The organism is Streptomyces sp. NPDC052012, from assembly GCF_040689265.1.
GTDB lineage: Bacteria > Actinomycetota > Actinomycetes > Streptomycetales > Streptomycetaceae > Streptomyces.
Map to the genome: position 1 here is coordinate 335,479 of NZ_JBFAXA010000001.1, position 16,047 is coordinate 351,525.

At 71.6% G+C, this 16,047-nt stretch carries 16 protein-coding genes and 1 tRNA gene; 8 read left to right on the forward strand and 9 right to left on the reverse strand.

Annotated features, from left to right (window positions below):
- Positions 1–66 precede the first annotated feature (66 nt).
- From AB0412_RS01495 to AB0412_RS01505, 3 genes are all read left to right on the forward strand, one after another.
- Complete coding sequence (locus AB0412_RS01495; protein ID WP_366400393.1) at positions 67–642, forward strand: TerD family protein; 576 nt, start codon at positions 67–69, stop codon at positions 640–642.
- Between the two features lie 50 nt (positions 643–692).
- Positions 693–1,832, forward strand: a complete 1,140-nt coding sequence (locus tag AB0412_RS01500; protein WP_366400394.1) for a DUF475 domain-containing protein — start codon at positions 693–695, stop codon at positions 1,830–1,832.
- A 103-nt stretch (positions 1,833–1,935) separates the two neighbouring features.
- Entirely contained in the window at positions 1,936–2,673 is a 738-nt protein-coding gene (locus AB0412_RS01505; RefSeq protein WP_366400395.1) for a Tellurium resistance, read from the forward strand.
- 39 nt (positions 2,674–2,712) lie between these two features.
- On the opposite strand, the gene AB0412_RS01510 is transcribed toward AB0412_RS01505, so the two are convergent.
- A complete protein-coding gene (locus AB0412_RS01510) occupies positions 2,713–3,552 on the reverse strand; it encodes a TerD family protein (RefSeq protein WP_366400396.1) in 840 nt (279 codons plus the stop codon).
- Positions 3,553–3,707: 155 nt separating this feature from the next.
- Between AB0412_RS01510 and AB0412_RS01515 the strand changes: the two genes are divergently transcribed.
- The 3 genes from AB0412_RS01515 (at position 3,708) to AB0412_RS01525 (ending at position 8,366) form a co-directional block, all read left to right on the forward strand.
- Positions 3,708–4,874 (forward strand): HpcH/HpaI aldolase/citrate lyase family protein, encoded by a 1,167-nt coding sequence (locus tag AB0412_RS01515; protein WP_366400397.1) that lies wholly within the window; start codon positions 3,708–3,710, stop codon positions 4,872–4,874.
- A 76-nt stretch (positions 4,875–4,950) separates the two neighbouring features.
- Positions 4,951–7,554, forward strand: coding sequence for a phosphoribosyltransferase (locus tag AB0412_RS01520; RefSeq protein ID WP_366400398.1), 2,604 nt, complete (start codon positions 4,951–4,953; stop codon positions 7,552–7,554).
- Entirely contained in the window at positions 7,554–8,366 is an 813-nt protein-coding gene (locus AB0412_RS01525; protein WP_366400399.1) for an HAD family hydrolase, read from the forward strand. The genes AB0412_RS01520 and AB0412_RS01525 overlap by 1 nt, the downstream gene beginning before the upstream one ends.
- Before the next feature lie 29 nt (positions 8,367–8,395).
- On the opposite strand, the gene AB0412_RS01530 is transcribed toward AB0412_RS01525, so the two are convergent.
- From AB0412_RS01530 to AB0412_RS01545, 4 genes are all read right to left on the reverse strand, one after another.
- Positions 8,396–9,181, reverse strand: coding sequence for a DedA family protein (locus AB0412_RS01530; RefSeq protein WP_366400400.1), 786 nt, complete (start codon positions 9,179–9,181; stop codon positions 8,396–8,398).
- A gap of 48 nt (positions 9,182–9,229) precedes the next feature.
- Positions 9,230–9,448 carry a zinc ribbon domain-containing protein gene (locus AB0412_RS01535; RefSeq protein WP_366400401.1) on the reverse strand — a complete coding sequence of 73 codons (219 nt, stop codon included), beginning with the start codon at positions 9,446–9,448 and terminating at the stop codon, positions 9,230–9,232.
- Positions 9,449–9,466: 18 nt separating this feature from the next.
- Complete coding sequence (locus tag AB0412_RS01540; protein WP_366400801.1) at positions 9,467–10,762, reverse strand: hypothetical protein; 1,296 nt, start codon at positions 10,760–10,762, stop codon at positions 9,467–9,469.
- A gap of 176 nt (positions 10,763–10,938) precedes the next feature.
- Positions 10,939–11,781: a DUF4097 family beta strand repeat-containing protein gene (locus AB0412_RS01545; protein ID WP_366400402.1), complete on the reverse strand. Its 843-nt coding sequence runs from the start codon at positions 11,779–11,781 to the stop codon at positions 10,939–10,941.
- A gap of 213 nt (positions 11,782–11,994) precedes the next feature.
- Here AB0412_RS01545 and AB0412_RS01550 point away from each other — a divergent pair.
- A tRNA-Val gene (locus AB0412_RS01550) sits at positions 11,995–12,066 on the forward strand.
- Between the two features lie 99 nt (positions 12,067–12,165).
- On the opposite strand, the gene AB0412_RS01555 is transcribed toward AB0412_RS01550, so the two are convergent.
- Positions 12,166–12,519, reverse strand: a complete 354-nt coding sequence (locus AB0412_RS01555) for a hypothetical protein (RefSeq protein ID WP_366400403.1) — start codon at positions 12,517–12,519, stop codon at positions 12,166–12,168.
- A gap of 107 nt (positions 12,520–12,626) precedes the next feature.
- On the opposite strand from AB0412_RS01555, the gene AB0412_RS01560 reads away from it, so the two are divergent.
- Positions 12,627–12,857: a DUF2277 domain-containing protein gene (locus AB0412_RS01560; RefSeq protein WP_366400404.1), complete on the forward strand. Its 231-nt coding sequence runs from the start codon at positions 12,627–12,629 to the stop codon at positions 12,855–12,857.
- Between the two features lie 52 nt (positions 12,858–12,909).
- Here AB0412_RS01560 and AB0412_RS01565 read toward each other — a convergent pair whose 3' ends face one another.
- The 3 genes from AB0412_RS01565 to AB0412_RS01575 form a co-directional block, all read right to left on the reverse strand.
- The gene (locus AB0412_RS01565) at positions 12,910–13,512 is read right to left on the reverse strand and encodes a VTT domain-containing protein (protein WP_366400405.1); all 603 of its coding nucleotides are present in this window, start codon (positions 13,510–13,512) and stop codon (positions 12,910–12,912) included.
- 205 nt (positions 13,513–13,717) lie between these two features.
- Positions 13,718–14,170, reverse strand: coding sequence for a DoxX family protein (locus AB0412_RS01570; protein WP_366400406.1), 453 nt, complete (start codon positions 14,168–14,170; stop codon positions 13,718–13,720).
- A 224-nt stretch (positions 14,171–14,394) separates the two neighbouring features.
- The gene (locus tag AB0412_RS01575) at positions 14,395–16,044 is read right to left on the reverse strand and encodes an alkaline phosphatase D family protein (RefSeq protein ID WP_366400407.1); all 1,650 of its coding nucleotides are present in this window, start codon (positions 16,042–16,044) and stop codon (positions 14,395–14,397) included.
- Positions 16,045–16,047 lie beyond the last annotated feature (3 nt).

Here is a 16,047-nt window from a genome sequence, read left to right on the forward strand (position 1 = left end):
CACGGTTTACGTGCGGCGCCGGACGCGCAGGACCACCTGAGAAAACAGACCCGGGGAGGGACCAGCATGGGCGTCACGCTCGCCAAGGGAGGCAATGTCTCCTTGTCCAAGGCCGCACCCAACCTCACGCAGGTGATGGTCGGGCTCGGCTGGGACGCGCGCTCCACCACCGGAGCCCCCTTCGACCTCGACGCCAGCGCCCTGATGTGCAGCGGCGGCCGGGTCATGGGGGACGAGTGGTTCATCTTCTACAACCAGTTGAAGAGCCCGGACGGCTCGGTGGAGCACACCGGTGACAACCTCACCGGCGAGGGCGACGGCGACGACGAGTCCCTGCTGGTGAACCTGCCCAAGGTGCCGGCGCAGTGCGACAAGATCGTCTTCCCGGTCTCCATCCACATGGCCGACGAGCGCGGCCAGACCTTCGGCCAGGTCAGCAACGCCTTCATCCGCGTGGTCAACCAGGCCGACGGCCAGGAACTCGCCCGCTACGACCTGAGCGAGGACGCCTCCACGGAGACCGCGATGATCTTCGGCGAGCTCTACCGCTACCAGGGCGAGTGGAAGTTCCGTGCCGTCGGGCAGGGGTACGCGTCGGGGCTGCGCGGCATCGCTCTAGACTTCGGAGTCAACGTTTCGTAAAGCCGAGTACGGCAGCGGGGGAGACCCGTGCTTACACGATGGGGTAGCCAGTGGTTCTGAAAACCTTCGGCTGGTCGTTCGCGGTCACCGCGCTCGGCCTGGTCGCAGCGGTCTTCTACGGGGGGTGGACCGCCTTCGGCATCGTGGCGATCCTCTCCATCCTGGAGATCTCGCTGTCCTTCGACAACGCGGTGGTCAACGCCGGGATCCTGAAGAAGATGAATGCCTTCTGGCAGAAGATCTTCCTCACCATCGGCATCCTGATCGCCGTCTTCGGCATGCGGCTGGTCTTCCCCGTCGTCATCGTCGCCGTCAGCGCGTCCCTCGGCCCGATCGAGGCCGTCGACCTCGCCCTGACCGACAAGGACCGCTACCAGGAACTGGTCACCGACGCCCACCCGTCGATCGCCGCGTTCGGTGGCATGTTCCTGCTGATGATCTTCCTCGACTTCATCTTCGAGGACCGTGACATCAAGTGGCTGGGCTGGCTGGAGCGCCCGCTGGCCAAGCTCGGCAAGATCGACATGCTGTCCGTCTGCATCGCGCTGATCATCCTGCTGATCTCCGCGATGACCTTCGGCGCCCACGCCCACCAGCACGGCGGCGCGCACGTCGACAAGGCGGAGACGGTCCTGCTCTCCGGTATCGCGGGTCTGATCACCTACATGATCGTGGGCGGACTCTCCGGCTACTTCGAGGACAAGCTCGAAGAGGAGGAGGAACGCGAGCACGAGGAGGAGGAGAAGGCCGCACGCGAGGGCAAGCCGAAGTCGGCGATCGCCCTGGCCGGCAAGGCCGCGTTCTTCATGTTCCTCTACCTGGAGGTGCTGGACGCGTCGTTCTCCTTCGACGGCGTGATCGGCGCCTTCGCCATCACCAACGACATCGTCCTGATGGCCCTGGGCCTCGGCGTCGGCGCCATGTACGTCCGGTCCCTCACGGTCTACCTGGTCCGCCAGGGCACCCTGGACGAGTACGTCTACCTGGAGCACGGCGCGCACTACGCGATCGGCGCCCTCTCGCTGATCCTGCTCGTCACCATCCAGTACGAGATCCACGAGCTCATCACCGGCTCCATCGGTGTCATCCTGATCGGCTGGTCCTTCTGGTCCTCCGTCCGCCGCAACAGGGCACTGGCGGCGGCCGAGGGAAACGCGGACGCGAAGACTGAGGTCTCCTCCGGGGTGTGACAGCCGCCCTGGTGAGGAACGCTCTCGACGGGGCGGCCACCGAGGACCACTCCTCGCCGGCCGCCCCGTCGGCCGTATGCGGGTTCGACGACTTGGGGCGGGAATGGGTTTCCTCGACGGACTGTGGCGCGGACGCGAGAGCACGTTCGACTCGGGCAACGCGGCCACCAACGCCATCGAACTGACCAAACGGCACGGTCAGGTCTCCCTGACCAAGCAGGGCGCGGCCACCGGCCACCTGCGCATCAACCTCAGCTGGCGGATGCGCACCTCCGACCTCGGCGGCTCCCAGCGCGAGAGCCTGCTGCGCCATCCCTTCAAGGCGCTCAAGCCCCCGGAGGTCGTGGGCCACAGCCAGAGCATGGTCAACGTCGACCTCGACCTCGGCTGCCTGTACGAGCTCCAGGACGGCACGAAGGGCGTGGTCCAGCCGCTCGGGGGCTTCCTCGGCGACGTCAACGCACCGCCGTACGTCAAGCTCAGCGGCGACGACCGCTTCGGCTCGGCCTCCGGCGAGACGATCTACGTCAACCTGGATCACCGCGAGAACATCAAGCGCCTGCTGGTCTTCGCCTACATCTACGACCAGACCCCGGCGTTCGACCGCACGCACGCGGTCGTCACCCTCTACCCGAGCAACGGCCCCCGCATCGAGATCGGCCTCGACGAACGCCAGCCGCAGGCCCGCTCCTGCGCGGTCGTGATGATCGAGAACGTCAAGAACGAGATCATCGTCCGCAGGGAGGTCAAATTCGTCTACGGCTTCCAGGCGGAGATAGACCGGCTTTACGGGTGGGGCCTGCAGTGGGGCCGCGGCTTCAAGACCAAGGTGCAGAGATAGTCCCCGGCTCGGGGCGCCATGTGATCCTGGGCGTAGCCGTCAGCGCCCGATGAATTGCGGGCCCTGGGGCGGCAGGCGGAAGTCCGGGTCGGGGGTGGCGGCGGCAGCCGGTGGATAGCCGTACGCGGGCGGGCTGGTCGGCTGCGGGTAGCCGTACGCCGGCTGCGTGGCAGGGGGCTGCTGGGGATAGCCGTACGCCGGCTGCGGCGGCACCCCCGCCGGTACCTCCGGCGGAAGCGGCGCGGCCACCGGTGCCTGCACCTGCGTGGGCGGCTCAGGAGCCGGCGCCTCCGGAGTCGCGGAAGGCGCCGCAGGCTCCTGCTCGGGCTCGCCCTCCGACTCGTCCACCGATATGCCGAAGTCGGTCGCCAGCCCCTTCAGCCCGTTCGAATAGCCCTCCCCGAGCGCCCGGAACTTCCACCCCTTCCCACGCCGGTAGAGCTCACCGCAGATCAGCGCGGTCTCCTGGCCCGTCTCCGGCTTGACGTCGAAGTACGCCAGCGGTTCCCCGTCCGGGTCCTGCGCGTCGTACAGCAGAATGCGCAGGGCCCGTACGCGGTCGAAGGTGACGCCGTCCGCCGAGGCGACCAGCAGAATCCGGCCGACGCCGGACTCGACACCGGCGAGGTCTGTCTGGATCGTGTCGGTGAGGCCCTCGGCGACCCGCTTCTTGCCGAGCCGCCACACCTTCCCGGAGGGATGCCGGGGCTGGTTGTAGAAGACGAAGTCCTCGTCGGAGCGCACACGACCGTCGGGGCCGAGGAGCAGCGCGGAGGCGTCGACGTCCGGGACTCCCTGCCCGGGCGACCAGCGCAGCACGGCACGTACCGTGGTGGCCTCGAGCGGGACGTTGGACCCCTTCAGCATCGCGTGCGTCATGCGGTCATCCTGCCTTCTCCGTCCTGGTCACGACAATGCGGGGTAGGCGCCCGACACGGTGGGGTTACGTGAAGTTCATGCCCGGTGGGAACCTCGGACATCGATCTCTACGTACTATTACCGGCCACCTTCCGACACTTCACACGGGGAGTTCAATGCGTCATTTCGGGCACATCGCCCCTGAGGTGCGGAAACGTCTCTTCTTCCAGGAGCCCGGCGTCTTCACGCCGGATTCGCCGGCCCGGCTGCTCTCCGTGGCCCTCGGCGCCACCCTCTACAGCCCCGCCACCCGCCCCCGGCTCGCCGACGACATCGTCAAGCAGGCCCGACGCGGTGTGGTCTCAATGGTGCTGTGCCTGGAGGACTCCATCGACGACGCGGACGTGTGCGCGGGCGAGGAGAACCTGGTCCGCCAGTTCACCGACCTCGCCGGGCGTCCCGACGCGGATCTGCCGCTGCTGTTCATCCGGGTGCGCGCCGCCGAGCAGATCCCCGACCTCGTACGGCGCCTCGGGCCGGCCGTCCGGCTGCTGTCCGGATTCGTACTGCCGAAGTTCACCGAGGAACGCGGCATGCCCTTCCTGGAGGCGCTCACCGTTGCCGAGGCGGACGCCGGCAGCCGGCTGTTCGCCATGCCGGTCCTGGAGTCCCCCGAGCTGCTCTACCGCGAGTCACGCGTGGAGACCCTGGAGGGCATCCTGCGCGCGGTCGGCAAGTACCGCGACCGCGTCCTCGCCCTGCGTCTCGGCGTGACCGACTTCTGCTCCTCCTACGGGCTGCGCCGCGGCCCCGACATGACCGCCTACGACGTCCAGATCGTCGCCTCCGTGATCGCCGACGTGGTGAACATGCTGGCGCGCGCCGACGGCACAGGATTCACCGTGACCGGGCCCGTCTGGGAGTACTTCCGGGTCCAGGAGCGCATGTTCAAGCCCTTGCTGCGGCAGAGCCCCTTCCTCGAGGTCCAGGCCGTGGAACTGCGCCAGAAGCTGATCGAACACGCCATGGACGGCCTGCTGCGCGAGATCTCCCTGGACCAGGCCAACGGCCTGCTCGGCAAGACCTGCATCCACCCCTCGCACGTGCTGCCCGTGCACGCACTGTCCGTCGTCAGTCACGAGGAGTTCACCGACGCCCAGGACATCCTGCGGCCGGAACGCGGCGGTGGGGGTGTACTGAGATCGGCGTACACGAACAAGATGAACGAGGTGAAACCGCACCGCGCCTGGGCGGAGCGGACCCTGCTGCGCGCCGAGGTCTTCGGCGTGGCGAACGAGGACATCGGCTTCGTGGAACTGCTCGCCGCCGGTCTGGCGCAGTGACGCGGAGAATGACAGAGAAGACAGAGAAGACAGAGAAGGCCGGGAAAGCACTGTGAACGAGGGGGTGCACCGCGGGGTGCGTCGGGAAACGCGGGCTGACGACGTCTGGTCCGGCAGCTGGGTCGCCGAGCGGCTCGGAGTCGAGCTGGTCGGGGACGAGAACCTGACCGGGCTGCTGGGGCTGGCGCTGCGCCGCAACCCCAAGCGGGCGCACCTGCTGGTGTCCAACGTCCTCGGCAAGCACGTGCCCCAGTCGCCGTCCGTGGTGTACGGCTACGGCGTCCGCCTCGGCCGCCGGGTGCGCGAACTGCTGGGCGACGAGGCGCACCGGGCCGTGGTCCTCGGCTACGCGGAGACCGCGACCGGCCTCGGCCACTCGGTCGCCGACGGCCTGGCCGTCGCCCCCTACCTGCACTCCACCCGCCGCCCCGTGCCCGGCGTCGCCCCGGCGGGCGGCTTCGAGGAGTCCCACTCCCACGCGACGTCCCACCTGCTGCTCCCGGAGGACCCCGCGCTGCTGGCCGGTGAGGGGCCGCTGGTCCTGGTCGACGACGAGTTCTCCACGGGCAACACGGTGCTGAACACCGTGCGCGATCTTCATGAGCGGTATCCGCGGCGGTGGTACGTCGTGGTGGCGCTGGTGGACATGCGGTCGGCGGCGGACGCGCAGCGCCTGGAGGACGTCGCCAGGGAGATCGGCGCCAGGGTGGATCTCGTGGCGGCGGCTTCGGGGACGGTGCGGCTGCCGGAGGGGGTGCTGGAGAAGGGGCAGGCGTTGGTGACGCGGCACGAGGAAGAGGGTGCCGCGAGGGGTTCGTCGTCGGCTGCGGGTGCGTCGTGGCCGGTCGCGCGGTTCCCCGCGCCCCTAGGGGGTTGTCGTCAACACCCTCAAGGTGCGCGGGGCTCTGCTGAATCTGCGGCTACCGCCGCGTGGGCGCGATCAGCCCCCACCGGGCCGCAGTCGCCACACCCCCGCATCACCCCCATCGATCTGCGCTGGCCCCCCGGCCTCCCCGACGGCGGCCGGCACGGCTTCACCCCCGCCCACCGTGCCCGCCTCGAATCCGCCCTCCCCGACATGGCGGCCCGGATCGCCGCCGCCCTCCCCGCCGACGCCCGCCGCGTCCTCGTCCTCGGCTTCGAGGAGCTGATGTACGCCCCCCTCCGGCTCGCCGGCCAACTGGAAGAGCTGCGCCCCTCGGCAGAGACACGCTTCTCCACCACCACCCGCTCACCCGTCCTCGCCGTCGACGACCCGGGTTACGCGATACGCACCCGCCTCGCCTTCCCCGCCCACGACGACCCCGCCGACGGCCCCGGTGAGCGCTACGCCTACAACGTCGCCGGCGCCGGCTTCGACGCCGTCGTCGCGGTCGTCGACTCCGCCGCCGACACACCCGAACTGCACGCGCCCGGCGGCCTTCTGGACCGCCTCGCCGAGCACACCCCGCAGGTCCTCCTCGCGGTCGTACCGTCGTACGTCCCCGAGCCGGTCCCGGCTGCCCCCGAAAGGCCCGCCACCATGCTGCCCGAGCCCCTCCGCGGCCCCGCCTTCTCCTCGTACGCCCCGGAGGAGGTGGGCTGGCTGCTGCAGGACCTCTCGGACGTGACGCTGGAGGCGCCCACCGAGGAGCGTGAGGAGGCCATCCAGAGCGGCGGCGCACACTACGCGGAGTCGCTGCCCGTGGAGTACCAGCCGACCGAGCAGTACCAGCAGCTGTACCACGCGGCCCTGGAGGCCTCGGCGGCCCGTATCGCCCACGCGGTGGGCGTCGTCACCGAGACGGTCCTCGCCGAACGGTCCCCCCGCCCCGTCCTCGTCTCCCTGGCCCGCGCGGGCACCCCGGTCGGCATCCTGATGCGCCGCTGGGCCCAGTACCGGCACGAGCTCGACCTGCCCCACTACGCCGTCTCCATCGTCCGCGGCCGGGGCATCGACGCCAACGCGCTGCGCTGGCTGGCCGAGCACCACGACCCCCGGGACGTCGTCTTCGTCGACGGCTGGACCGGCAAGGGCGCCATCACCCGCGAACTCGCCCAGGCCGTCGAGGCGTTCGAGAAGGCGCACGGCGTCACCGGCTTCGATCCGGAGATCGCGGTGCTGGCCGACCCCGGCTCGTGTGTGCGCACGTACGGCACGCGCGAGGACTTCCTCATTCCCTCCGCCTGCCTCAACTCGACCGTCTCCGGCCTGATCTCACGCACCGTGCTGCGCGCCGACCTGGTCGGTCCGAACGACTTCCACGGCGCGAAGTTCTACCGTGAACTCGCCTCCTCAGACGTCTCGGTGGGTTTCCTGGACGCCGTCTCCGCCCGCTTCCCGGAGGTCACGGACGCCGCCTGCGCCCAGGCGAAGGAGCTGCTCGCCGCCGACCGCACTCCCACGTGGGAGGGCTGGGCGGCGGTGGAACGCATCAGCGAGGAGTACGGCATCCACGACGTCAACCTCGTCAAACCGGGCGTCGGCGAGACCACCCGGGTCCTGCTGCGCAGGGTTCCCTGGAAGGTACTGGCCAGGGCGGGGGCGGGCAGCGACCTCGACCATGTGCGACTGCTGGCCGAACAGCGGGGCGTGCCCGTGGAGGAGGTAGCCGAACTGCCGTACACCTGCGTCGGATTGATCCACCCCCGCTACACGCGGGGCGCGACCGGTGCCGACGGCAAGGCGGTGACCCTCTGATGACCGTCCTCGTCGCCAGCGACCTCGACCGCACGCTGATCTACTCCGCCGCCGCGCTCGCCCTGACCATGCCGGACGCGCGGGCACCCCGGCTGCTGTGCGTGGAGGTCCACGAGAGCAAGCCGCTGTCCTACATGACGGAGACGGCGGCCGGGCTCCTCACCGAACTCGGGGACGCGGCCGTGTTCGTCCCGACGACGACCCGGACCCGCAAGCAGTACCAGCGGATCAACCTCCCCGGGCCGCCGCCGGAGTTCGCGATCTGTGCCAACGGTGGGCATCTGCTGGTGGACGGGGAGACCGACCGGGACTGGCACGCCCGTGTTCTCGCCCGTCTGGCCGACGAGTGCGCGCCGCTGGCCGAGGTGCAGGAGCATCTGCTGCGGACCGCGGATCCGGTGTGGGTGCGCAAGCAGCGTGTCGCCGACGACCTCTTCGCCTACCTCGTCGTCGAGCGTGAGCTGCTGCCGGAGGAGTGGGTGAAGGAGCTGGCGGTGTGGGCGGAGAACCGGGGCTGGACGGTCTCCCTCCAGGGGCGGAAGATCTACGCCGTGCCGGTGCCGCTGACCAAGAGCGCGGCGATGCGGGAGGTGGCCCGGCGTACGGGTGCGGAGCTCACGTTGGCCGCGGGGGACTCGCTCCTCGACGCGGATCTTCTGCTGGCGGCGGATCAGTCGTGGCGGCCGGGGCATGGGGAGCTGGCCGACGCGAACTGGTCGGCGCCGATGGTCAAGGCGCTGCCTGAGAGGGGGGTGCTGGCGGGGGAGCGGATCCTGCGGGAGTTCCTGCACAGGGTGGGAGCACCGCGCTGACGTTGCTGCGGGCCGGGGGTGGGTGACGCTCACCCGCGCCGGCGGGGTGCCGCTGCGCCCGCCCTCCCCCACTCTCGGCTTCGCTCGAGCGGGGGGACCCCCATCGCCCCAGCGGCATGACTGCCCGCAGCTACGCTGGTGTCAGGTGCACGACTGCCCGCAGCTGCGCGGGTGTCAGGTGTTCGCCTGCGGCGGCCCGTGCCCGGGCGGCGGATCGCGCGCAGGATGACGAACGTCAGGACCGCCAGCGCCGCGACCGCGAGGACCACCTTCGAGTAGGCCGACACGATCGTCGTCACCTCGTGCCAGTTGCCGCCCAGCAGATAGCCCGCCAGGACGAAGGCCGTGTTCCAGAGCGCGCTGCCCAGCGTCGTCAGCCCGACGAAGAGCGGGAGCCGCATGCGTTCCACGCCCGCCGGTACCGAGATCAGGGAGCGGAAGACCGGGATCATGCGGCCGAAGAACACCGCCTTCGTGCCGTGGCGCAGGAACCACGCCTCCGTGCGTTCGATGTCCGCCGCCTTGACCAGCGGCAGGCGCGCGGCGAGGGCGACCGTGCGGTCGCGGCCGAGCAGTGCGCCCACGCCGTACAGCGCGAGCGCACCGGTCACCGAGCCGGCCGTGGTCCACAGCAGCACGGAGAGCAAGCCCATCCGCCCGCTGCTCGCGGCGAAGCCCGCCAGCGGCAGGATCACCTCGCTGGGGAGCGGCGGGAAGAGGTTCTCCAGCGCGATGGCGAGCCCGGCGCCGGGGGCGCCGAGGGCGTCCATCATGTCGTTGACCCATGCCGGCCCGGTCTGCGCGTTCGCTGTCATACCGCCGACGCTAGGGAACCGGAGCTGAAGAGAACCTGAGGCCGGGCGTCAGCCGCAGCAGCCTCCGCCGCAGCAGCCGCCTCCGCCGCCCGCGGACGGGGCCGGGGAGGGGGCCGAGGTGGTGCCGCCGACGGCGACCGTGGAGAGGAGTTTGACCGTGTCGTCGTGGCCCGCGGGGCAGGACGCGGGGGCTGAGGACTCGGCCATGGGGCGGCTCAGTTCGAAGGTGTCGCCGCAGGTCCGGCAGCGGTACTCGTAGCGAGGCATGGGCAAAGGTTAACGCCGTCAGTGGGCGCCGGCGCCGCGTTCCTCGCGGATCTGGGCGACCACCTGGGCCACGGTGGCGCGCACCGCTTCCGTCTCGGTAAGGAAGTGCCAGTAGTCGGGGTGTCGGCCCTCCAGACCGGCGACGGCCTGTTCCAGCCGGGCCACGGCGGCGTCCAGGGGGCGGGCGTGGCGCGGGTCGGGGGTGTTGCGGCCGGCCATGGCGAGGCGCTGGGCGTCGCGGATGGCGAAGCGGGTGCGCTCGATCTCCTGGTCGGGGTCCTTCTGCACGGCGTTCAGCCGGCGCAGGCGGTCTCCGGCGGCGGACACGGCCTCGTCGGTGGTGTTCAGCAGCGCCCGCACGGTCGACAGCAGGGCGGTGGCGTCCGCCCAGCGCTGTTCGTCCCGTGCGGTACGGGCCTCGGCGAGCTTGATCTCGGCCTGGCGGACGTTCTCGCCGGCGACGCCGGGGACGCGCTGGAGGTCCTGCCAGCAGGCCACCGTGAAGCGGCGGCGCAGCTCGCTGAGGATCGGCTCGACCTGCTCGGAGCGGGTGGTGAGAGCCTGGGCGCGGGTGCGCAGGGAGACCAGCCGGTGGTCGATCTCGGCGGCCCGCTCCGGCAGCCGCTCGGCCTCCACCCGGACCGCTTCGGCCTCGCGGGTGACGCGTTCGGCCCGCTCCAGGGTCTGCGGTACGCCGTGCTGGCCGGCGCCCTGGTTCAGCTTGGTCAGTTCCGGGGAGAGGGCGGCGAGCCGGGCGGCGAGGTCGTCGGCCTTCAGCCCGGCGCCGCGGGCGGTGTCGAGGGCGTTGGAGGCGGCGAGCAGCGCCTGCCGGGCGCGTTCGACGGCGGGCGCCAGCCGGGCCAGCTGGGTCTCCGCCTTGCCGAGGAGGGGGCCGAGCCCCTCGGCGAAACGGTCCAGGTCCTGCTTCGCCCGGGCGAGCTCGTCCTTGGCGGCGGTCAGCTCGCCGCGGGCCCGGGAGGCGGCCGAGGCGTCGAGGTCGTCGTGGTCGAGGTCGTGGGCGTCGACGGCGCTGATGTAGCGGTGGCTGGCCTCGTCGATGCGCCGGCCGAGCGCCTCGAAGTCGGCGACGGCGCGGCGGGCGGCGGGGGAGTCGTCGACCGCGTTGATCGTCTCGATGGAGATGCGCAGGTCGCGCTGGGCGGTGTCGAGCTCGTAGAACGCGGCCGCCGCGGCGTCCTTGGCGGCCTGGGCCTCGGCCCGCTGGTTCTCGGCCCGCCCGCCGAACCAGCGCCGGGTGCCGCCGCCGGCGAACGCGGCCGGCAGCGCCAGCGCGGCGAGGAGCGGCAGCGCCATCAGCGTGAGGACGTCGCGCACGGCTGGAGGCGGAACAAGTCCGCGCGTGCGGCGCACGCGCGGCGTCGACGGCGAGTACGGCTGCGCTGGTGTCGCCGTCACATCCCTCTCCCGTACTGTCGTTCGCCCTGCCCGGTGTCATTCTCCCACCGGTACAAGACGAACACACGGGTCGGTCAGTTCGCCGTACGGACGGTGAGTTTGCCGTCGCCGGTGCGGGCGGTGACCTCGTGGGAGCTGGAGTCGTCGCGCGGCACGGACACCTGCTCGGCGCCGTCACCGGTGTCGGTGTCCACGCGGTAGGCGGCGCGGGGCAGCTCGATGGTCAGGGAGCCGTCACCGGTGCGGGAGTCCACCAGGTCGGGCACGGCGCCGAGTTCGAGGCGGACCGAGCCGTCGCCGGTCTGTGCGCGCACCGTGCGGGAGGAGACCTCCGCGCGCACCGAACCGTCGCCGGTGCGCAGCTCCAGGGGCCCGGAGGTGTCCGTGACATGGACGGACCCGTCCGTCGTACGGATGCTGAGCGCGTCGCGGAAGCCCCGCGCCCGTACGCTGCCGTCGCCGTCCTCGACCTTCACGGCGATGCCGCGGGGCACCTCGATGCGGTGCTTGGCGGAGCAGTCGGCCACGATGCCGGAGCAGTTCACCCGCAGCGTCAGCCGGTCGTCCTTCATGGACCAGGTGACCTCGGGGTCCTCGCCGACGGCGACGGTGCCCTGGAACCAGCGGGTGACCTCGACCTTCCCCGGCTCCTGATCGTCGGCGGCGACGATGTCGAGTGCGGAGTCGTCGGAGTCGACGGTGAGGGTGCGGCCCTGAAGGCCGAACGCCCGGCGGTCGGGGTCCTTGTCGTCCGCGGCCGAGGCCCCGCAGGCGGTGACGCCCGCGATCAGCAGCACGGAGACCCCGGCGAGTGCCAGCCGGGCGGCGCCGGTGCCGTGGGTGAGGCCGGCGGTGCGGCGGCTTGCGGTGGTGCGGCGGCTTGCGGCGGTACGGGACGTGCGGCTCGTGCGGGCCATGACGAATCTCCCCCTGGGGCGGACGACGGGCGCCTTCCAGCGCTCTTCGACCGTACGGATCCGGGGCCCGGCGGAGGATCCGGGCCGCTCCCGGATCCGGGGTGGGGATAACCCCAGGGAGAGCCGGACGCGGCCCCCCGATACGGGTTTGCCGGACCGTGCCCCGGGCAAGGTAGGCTGTCGACTCGTCCTGGGCACACGAAGTCCGGGCCCGGGTGCGTAGCTCAGGGGTAGAGCGCCTGCCTTACAAGCAGGATGTCGGCGGTTCGAAACCGTCCGCGCCCACACCGGCCGAAGGCCCCCTACGTGAGCACGTAAGGGGCCTTCCGCTGTTACGGCCCGTCCTGTGCCGCGTCCGCTACGGCCCGTCCTGTGCCGCGTCCGCTACGGCCCGTCCTGTGCCGCGTCCGCCGTGTCCTCGTGGGCGTGCTTCAACTGGGAGCGGGCGTGCACCCGGTCTGCGCCGGTGAGTTCGGCCCAGTAGCGGTGGGTGCTGACGAACACCGCGAGTTCGTGCTCGCGGCGGCGGAGCTTGTCCACCTCGGCCTGTTCGTCCTCGGTCCAGCCGGGCGAGGCGGGGCGCTCGATCTTGCGCCAGCCGCCCTCGTCGCTGAAGCCGTCGAGGGGTTCGACCGACCAGGGGAGTCGCTTCAGCAGGGCCGACAGCTCGGCCCGGACCTGATGCAGTTCCTCCTGACCGGCGAGGAGGTCACTCGGAAAGTCATAGGTCGCAGCCACAGCCCAATGATACGCCTGTTCGATTTTGGGTGGCGAGTTACTCGGGGGTCCGGTCCGGGGTTCACCCGATCGTGGATCGGGCGGCCGTCAGGGGCCAGACTGGGGGCATGTGCCGGAGTATCAAGACCCTGCGTCCGCCCGCGTTGCCCGAGGAGGCCACGGAGGAGGAGATCCGTGCCGCCGCGCTGCAGTTCGTGAGGAAGGTGTCCGGCTTCCGGGCGCCGGCCGCCCACAACCGCGAGGTGTTCGACCGGGCCGTGGACGCGATCGCCGAAGCCACCGCCGAACTCCTGGACGGCCTGGAGGTGCGCGGCGCCCCCGCCCGGCAGGCGGGCTAGCCGGCCCCGCGCGGGCGGGCCGGGGCAGTCCCCCGCCCGGCCTTCCCCGTGGCTACGACGCCTCGGACGTCCGTGGGCGCCTGCGCATCAGGAACGCCGCCCCCGCGCCCGCCCCGAACAGCGCGCCCACCGACACCGCCGTCGCGAGCCAGGTCGCGCCCAGCCAGTGGGCGCCGAAGTAGCCGAGGGCCACGCTGTACGCGGCCCAGGTCAGGCCCGCGAGGGCGGACCAGGGCAGGAAGTCGCGGGCGCGGCGGTGGGCGGCGCCCGCGCCGAGGGAGACGACCGAGCGGCCGGCGGGGGCGAAGCGGGCGAGCACGACGAGCGCGCCGCCGCCCCGGGCCAGTGCGGCGCCGAGACGTTCCTGCGCACCGGTCAGGCGCCGGGAGCGGGCTATCGCCCGGTCCAGCCGGGCGCCGCCGCGCCAGGCGAGGCGGTAGGCGACGAGATCGCCCAGGACCGAGGCCGTGGCGGCGCACAGTGTGAGGACCAGGATGTCCGGCACGTCGGTCGCGGTGCCCGCGGCAGCAGCCGTGGCCGCGGTGATCACCAGGACGCCGCTGGGCAGTACGGGCAGGAACACGTCGAGCAGAACCGAGAGGGCCACCACCGCGTAGATCCATGGGCTGCCGATCAGCGACCCGAAACTCTCCACCCGAACTCCCCATGGCTCCCCCGTGGGCCAGACCGTGCCGGCCTGTCGCGGGGGAGCGGCAGAAGGGGCAGGAGTGGCCGATGACAGCCATACAGCGTACGCGTGGCGGGTGACAGAAGGGTCACGGGGGGTTCGCGCGTCGGGTGCCGAAAGTTCAGCGCCCGGTCATCGGAGTCCTGTCACGAGGGCGGGGTACGCCCCGGAATCAGGCGGCGACGGGCGAGTTGTCCGTCCGCCGCTCCTCCTGCGCCGACGTGCGGCGGGCGAGCAGGCGGTCCAGGCCGAAGGCGCCGGAGCCCGTGAAGATCAGCAGGAACATGGCCCAGCAGTACATCGCCGCGCCCTCGCCGTTGTTCTCGATCGGCCACAGCCCCTCGGGCTGGTGGACCTTGAAGTACGCGTAGGCCATCGCCCCGGACGAGATGAACGCGGCGGCGCGGGTGCCGAGGCCGAGCAGCACGAGCGTGCCGCCGACCAACTCGATGACGGCGGCGTACCAGTTGGGCCAGGCCCCGGTCTCGACGGTGCCGCCGTTGCCGTCCACACCGTCGAGCGCGCCGAACAGGGCGACGGCGCCGTGGCAGGCGAACAGCAGGCCGACCACTATGCGGAACAGCCCGAGGGCGTAGGGCTGCGCGCTGTTGAGGCGTTCGGTCATGTGGGGGGTCTCCTTCGGTCAGGCCGGCCCGGGTGGCCGGTCCGGGGGAACACCGGAGTCCCGCCCACGTTAGGGGGACCTAACCTTTACTTGCAAGTTCAAGATTCGCCACGTGCAGGTTCCTGCCACGGCCGGATCCGTCCCGGCCTGGACACCCCTTCAGTACGGCCATGACCCCCTCCCCGTGTTCAGTGCTGTGACCGAACGCACACCCGTCGCTGTCGTCAGCGGCTCAACTCCGTTTCCCGCACGGTCCTCAGCCGCGCCTTCGCGTCCCCCGTCTTTTCCGCGTGCTCCAGGCGCAGCACCGCCGAACGCCCCCGCGTCGTCAGTGTCATGAGCTGATTGCCGAACCAAGGTCCGCCCGTCTTGCGCCACTTGACCGGGGGCCGTCCGCAGTCGCCGTGCCGGGCGAAGAGGCGGCCCAGCAGACGCGCGGGGGCGCTCCAGCCGAAGCGGAAGCCGAGCCGTATCGACAGCGGAATGGAGTTGTGGACGGGCGAACAGGTCAGCTGCACCACCCGCGCCTGCGGCTCGCGGCCCCCGGGCCAGCGCGGCTCGGCGACATACGCGTGGTGGACGTCGCCGGACAGCACGCACACCGTCGCCGGCGCGTCCGGGCCCGCACCGGTCTCGGCGATCAGCTCCGCCAGGTCGGCGAAGGACTCCGGGAAGGCCGACCAGTGCTCCAGGTCCGCCGCCCGCCGCAGTTTCTCGCCCAGCCGCGCCCAGCGCGGGCCCTTGGCGCCGTGGCACAGCACGGAGCTCCACGCCTCGACGTCGTGCACGAGGTGCGGAAGCAGCCAGGGCAGGGACGTGCCGACGAGGAGGTGGTCGTAGGAGCCGCGGCCCTCGCGTGCCTGCGTGCGCAGCCACTCCCACTCGCCCGGGTCGAGCATCGAGCGCTTGCCCTCCTCCAGGACGCGGGCCGCGCGGCTGTCCACCATCAGCAGCCGCACCCGGCCGAAGTCGCGCCGGTAGCTCCAGCGCACGGTGGCGGCGTCCGCCTCGGCGGCGGAGGCGAAGGCGCGCAGCGCGTCGGTGCCGTCGCGGTTCTCGCGCACGGCCGTGAACACCGGGTCGGCGGCCAGCTCGGCGGGGGAGAGGTTGCCCACGTGCTGGTGCACCCAGTAGGACATCAGCCCGCTGAGCACCCGCTCCCGCCACCAGGAGGTGGCGCGCATGTCCTCGACCCAGGACTCGGAGGTGTTCCAGTCGTCGATCACGTCGTGGTCGTCGAAGATCATGCACGTGGGGACGGTGGACAGCAGCCAGCGCACGTGCGGGTCGAGCCAGGACTCGTAGTAGAGGTGGGTGTACTCCTCGTAGTCCGCCACCTGGTCGCCCGGCGGGTCGCTCAGGTCGCGGCGGGCGGCGAGCCAGGCGCGCGTGGCGTCGGAGGTCTCGTCGGCGTACACCTGGTCACCGAGGAGCAGCAGCACGTCGGGCCGTTCGCCGCCCGGGTCGGCGGCGATGCGCGCGGCCAGGGCGTCGAGCGCGTCGGGGCCGACGGGGTCGGGCTCGCCGGCGGGCGGGGAGGCCCAGCGGCAGGATCCGAAGGCGATGCGCGCACCGTCGCCGGGGCCCGGTGTGGCGATGACCGAGGGCGGCAGGGACGGAAACGGCTCCTCGGGCAGCGGCCACACCCGGGTGTCGTCGACGAACACCTCGTACGGCGTGGCCGTGCCCGGGGTCAGGCCGGTCACCGGGACGAGCGCGTAGTGGTGACCGGCGACCTGGAAGGTCGTGGCGCTGCCGCCGCTGCCGTCGGCGCAGCGCACCTCGGCGGTGCCCGGGCGGCTCGTCTCGATCCAGACGGTCGCGGACGAACCGTCGATGTACCTCAGCAGCGGTCCGAGGCGCAAGTCGGCCATGGT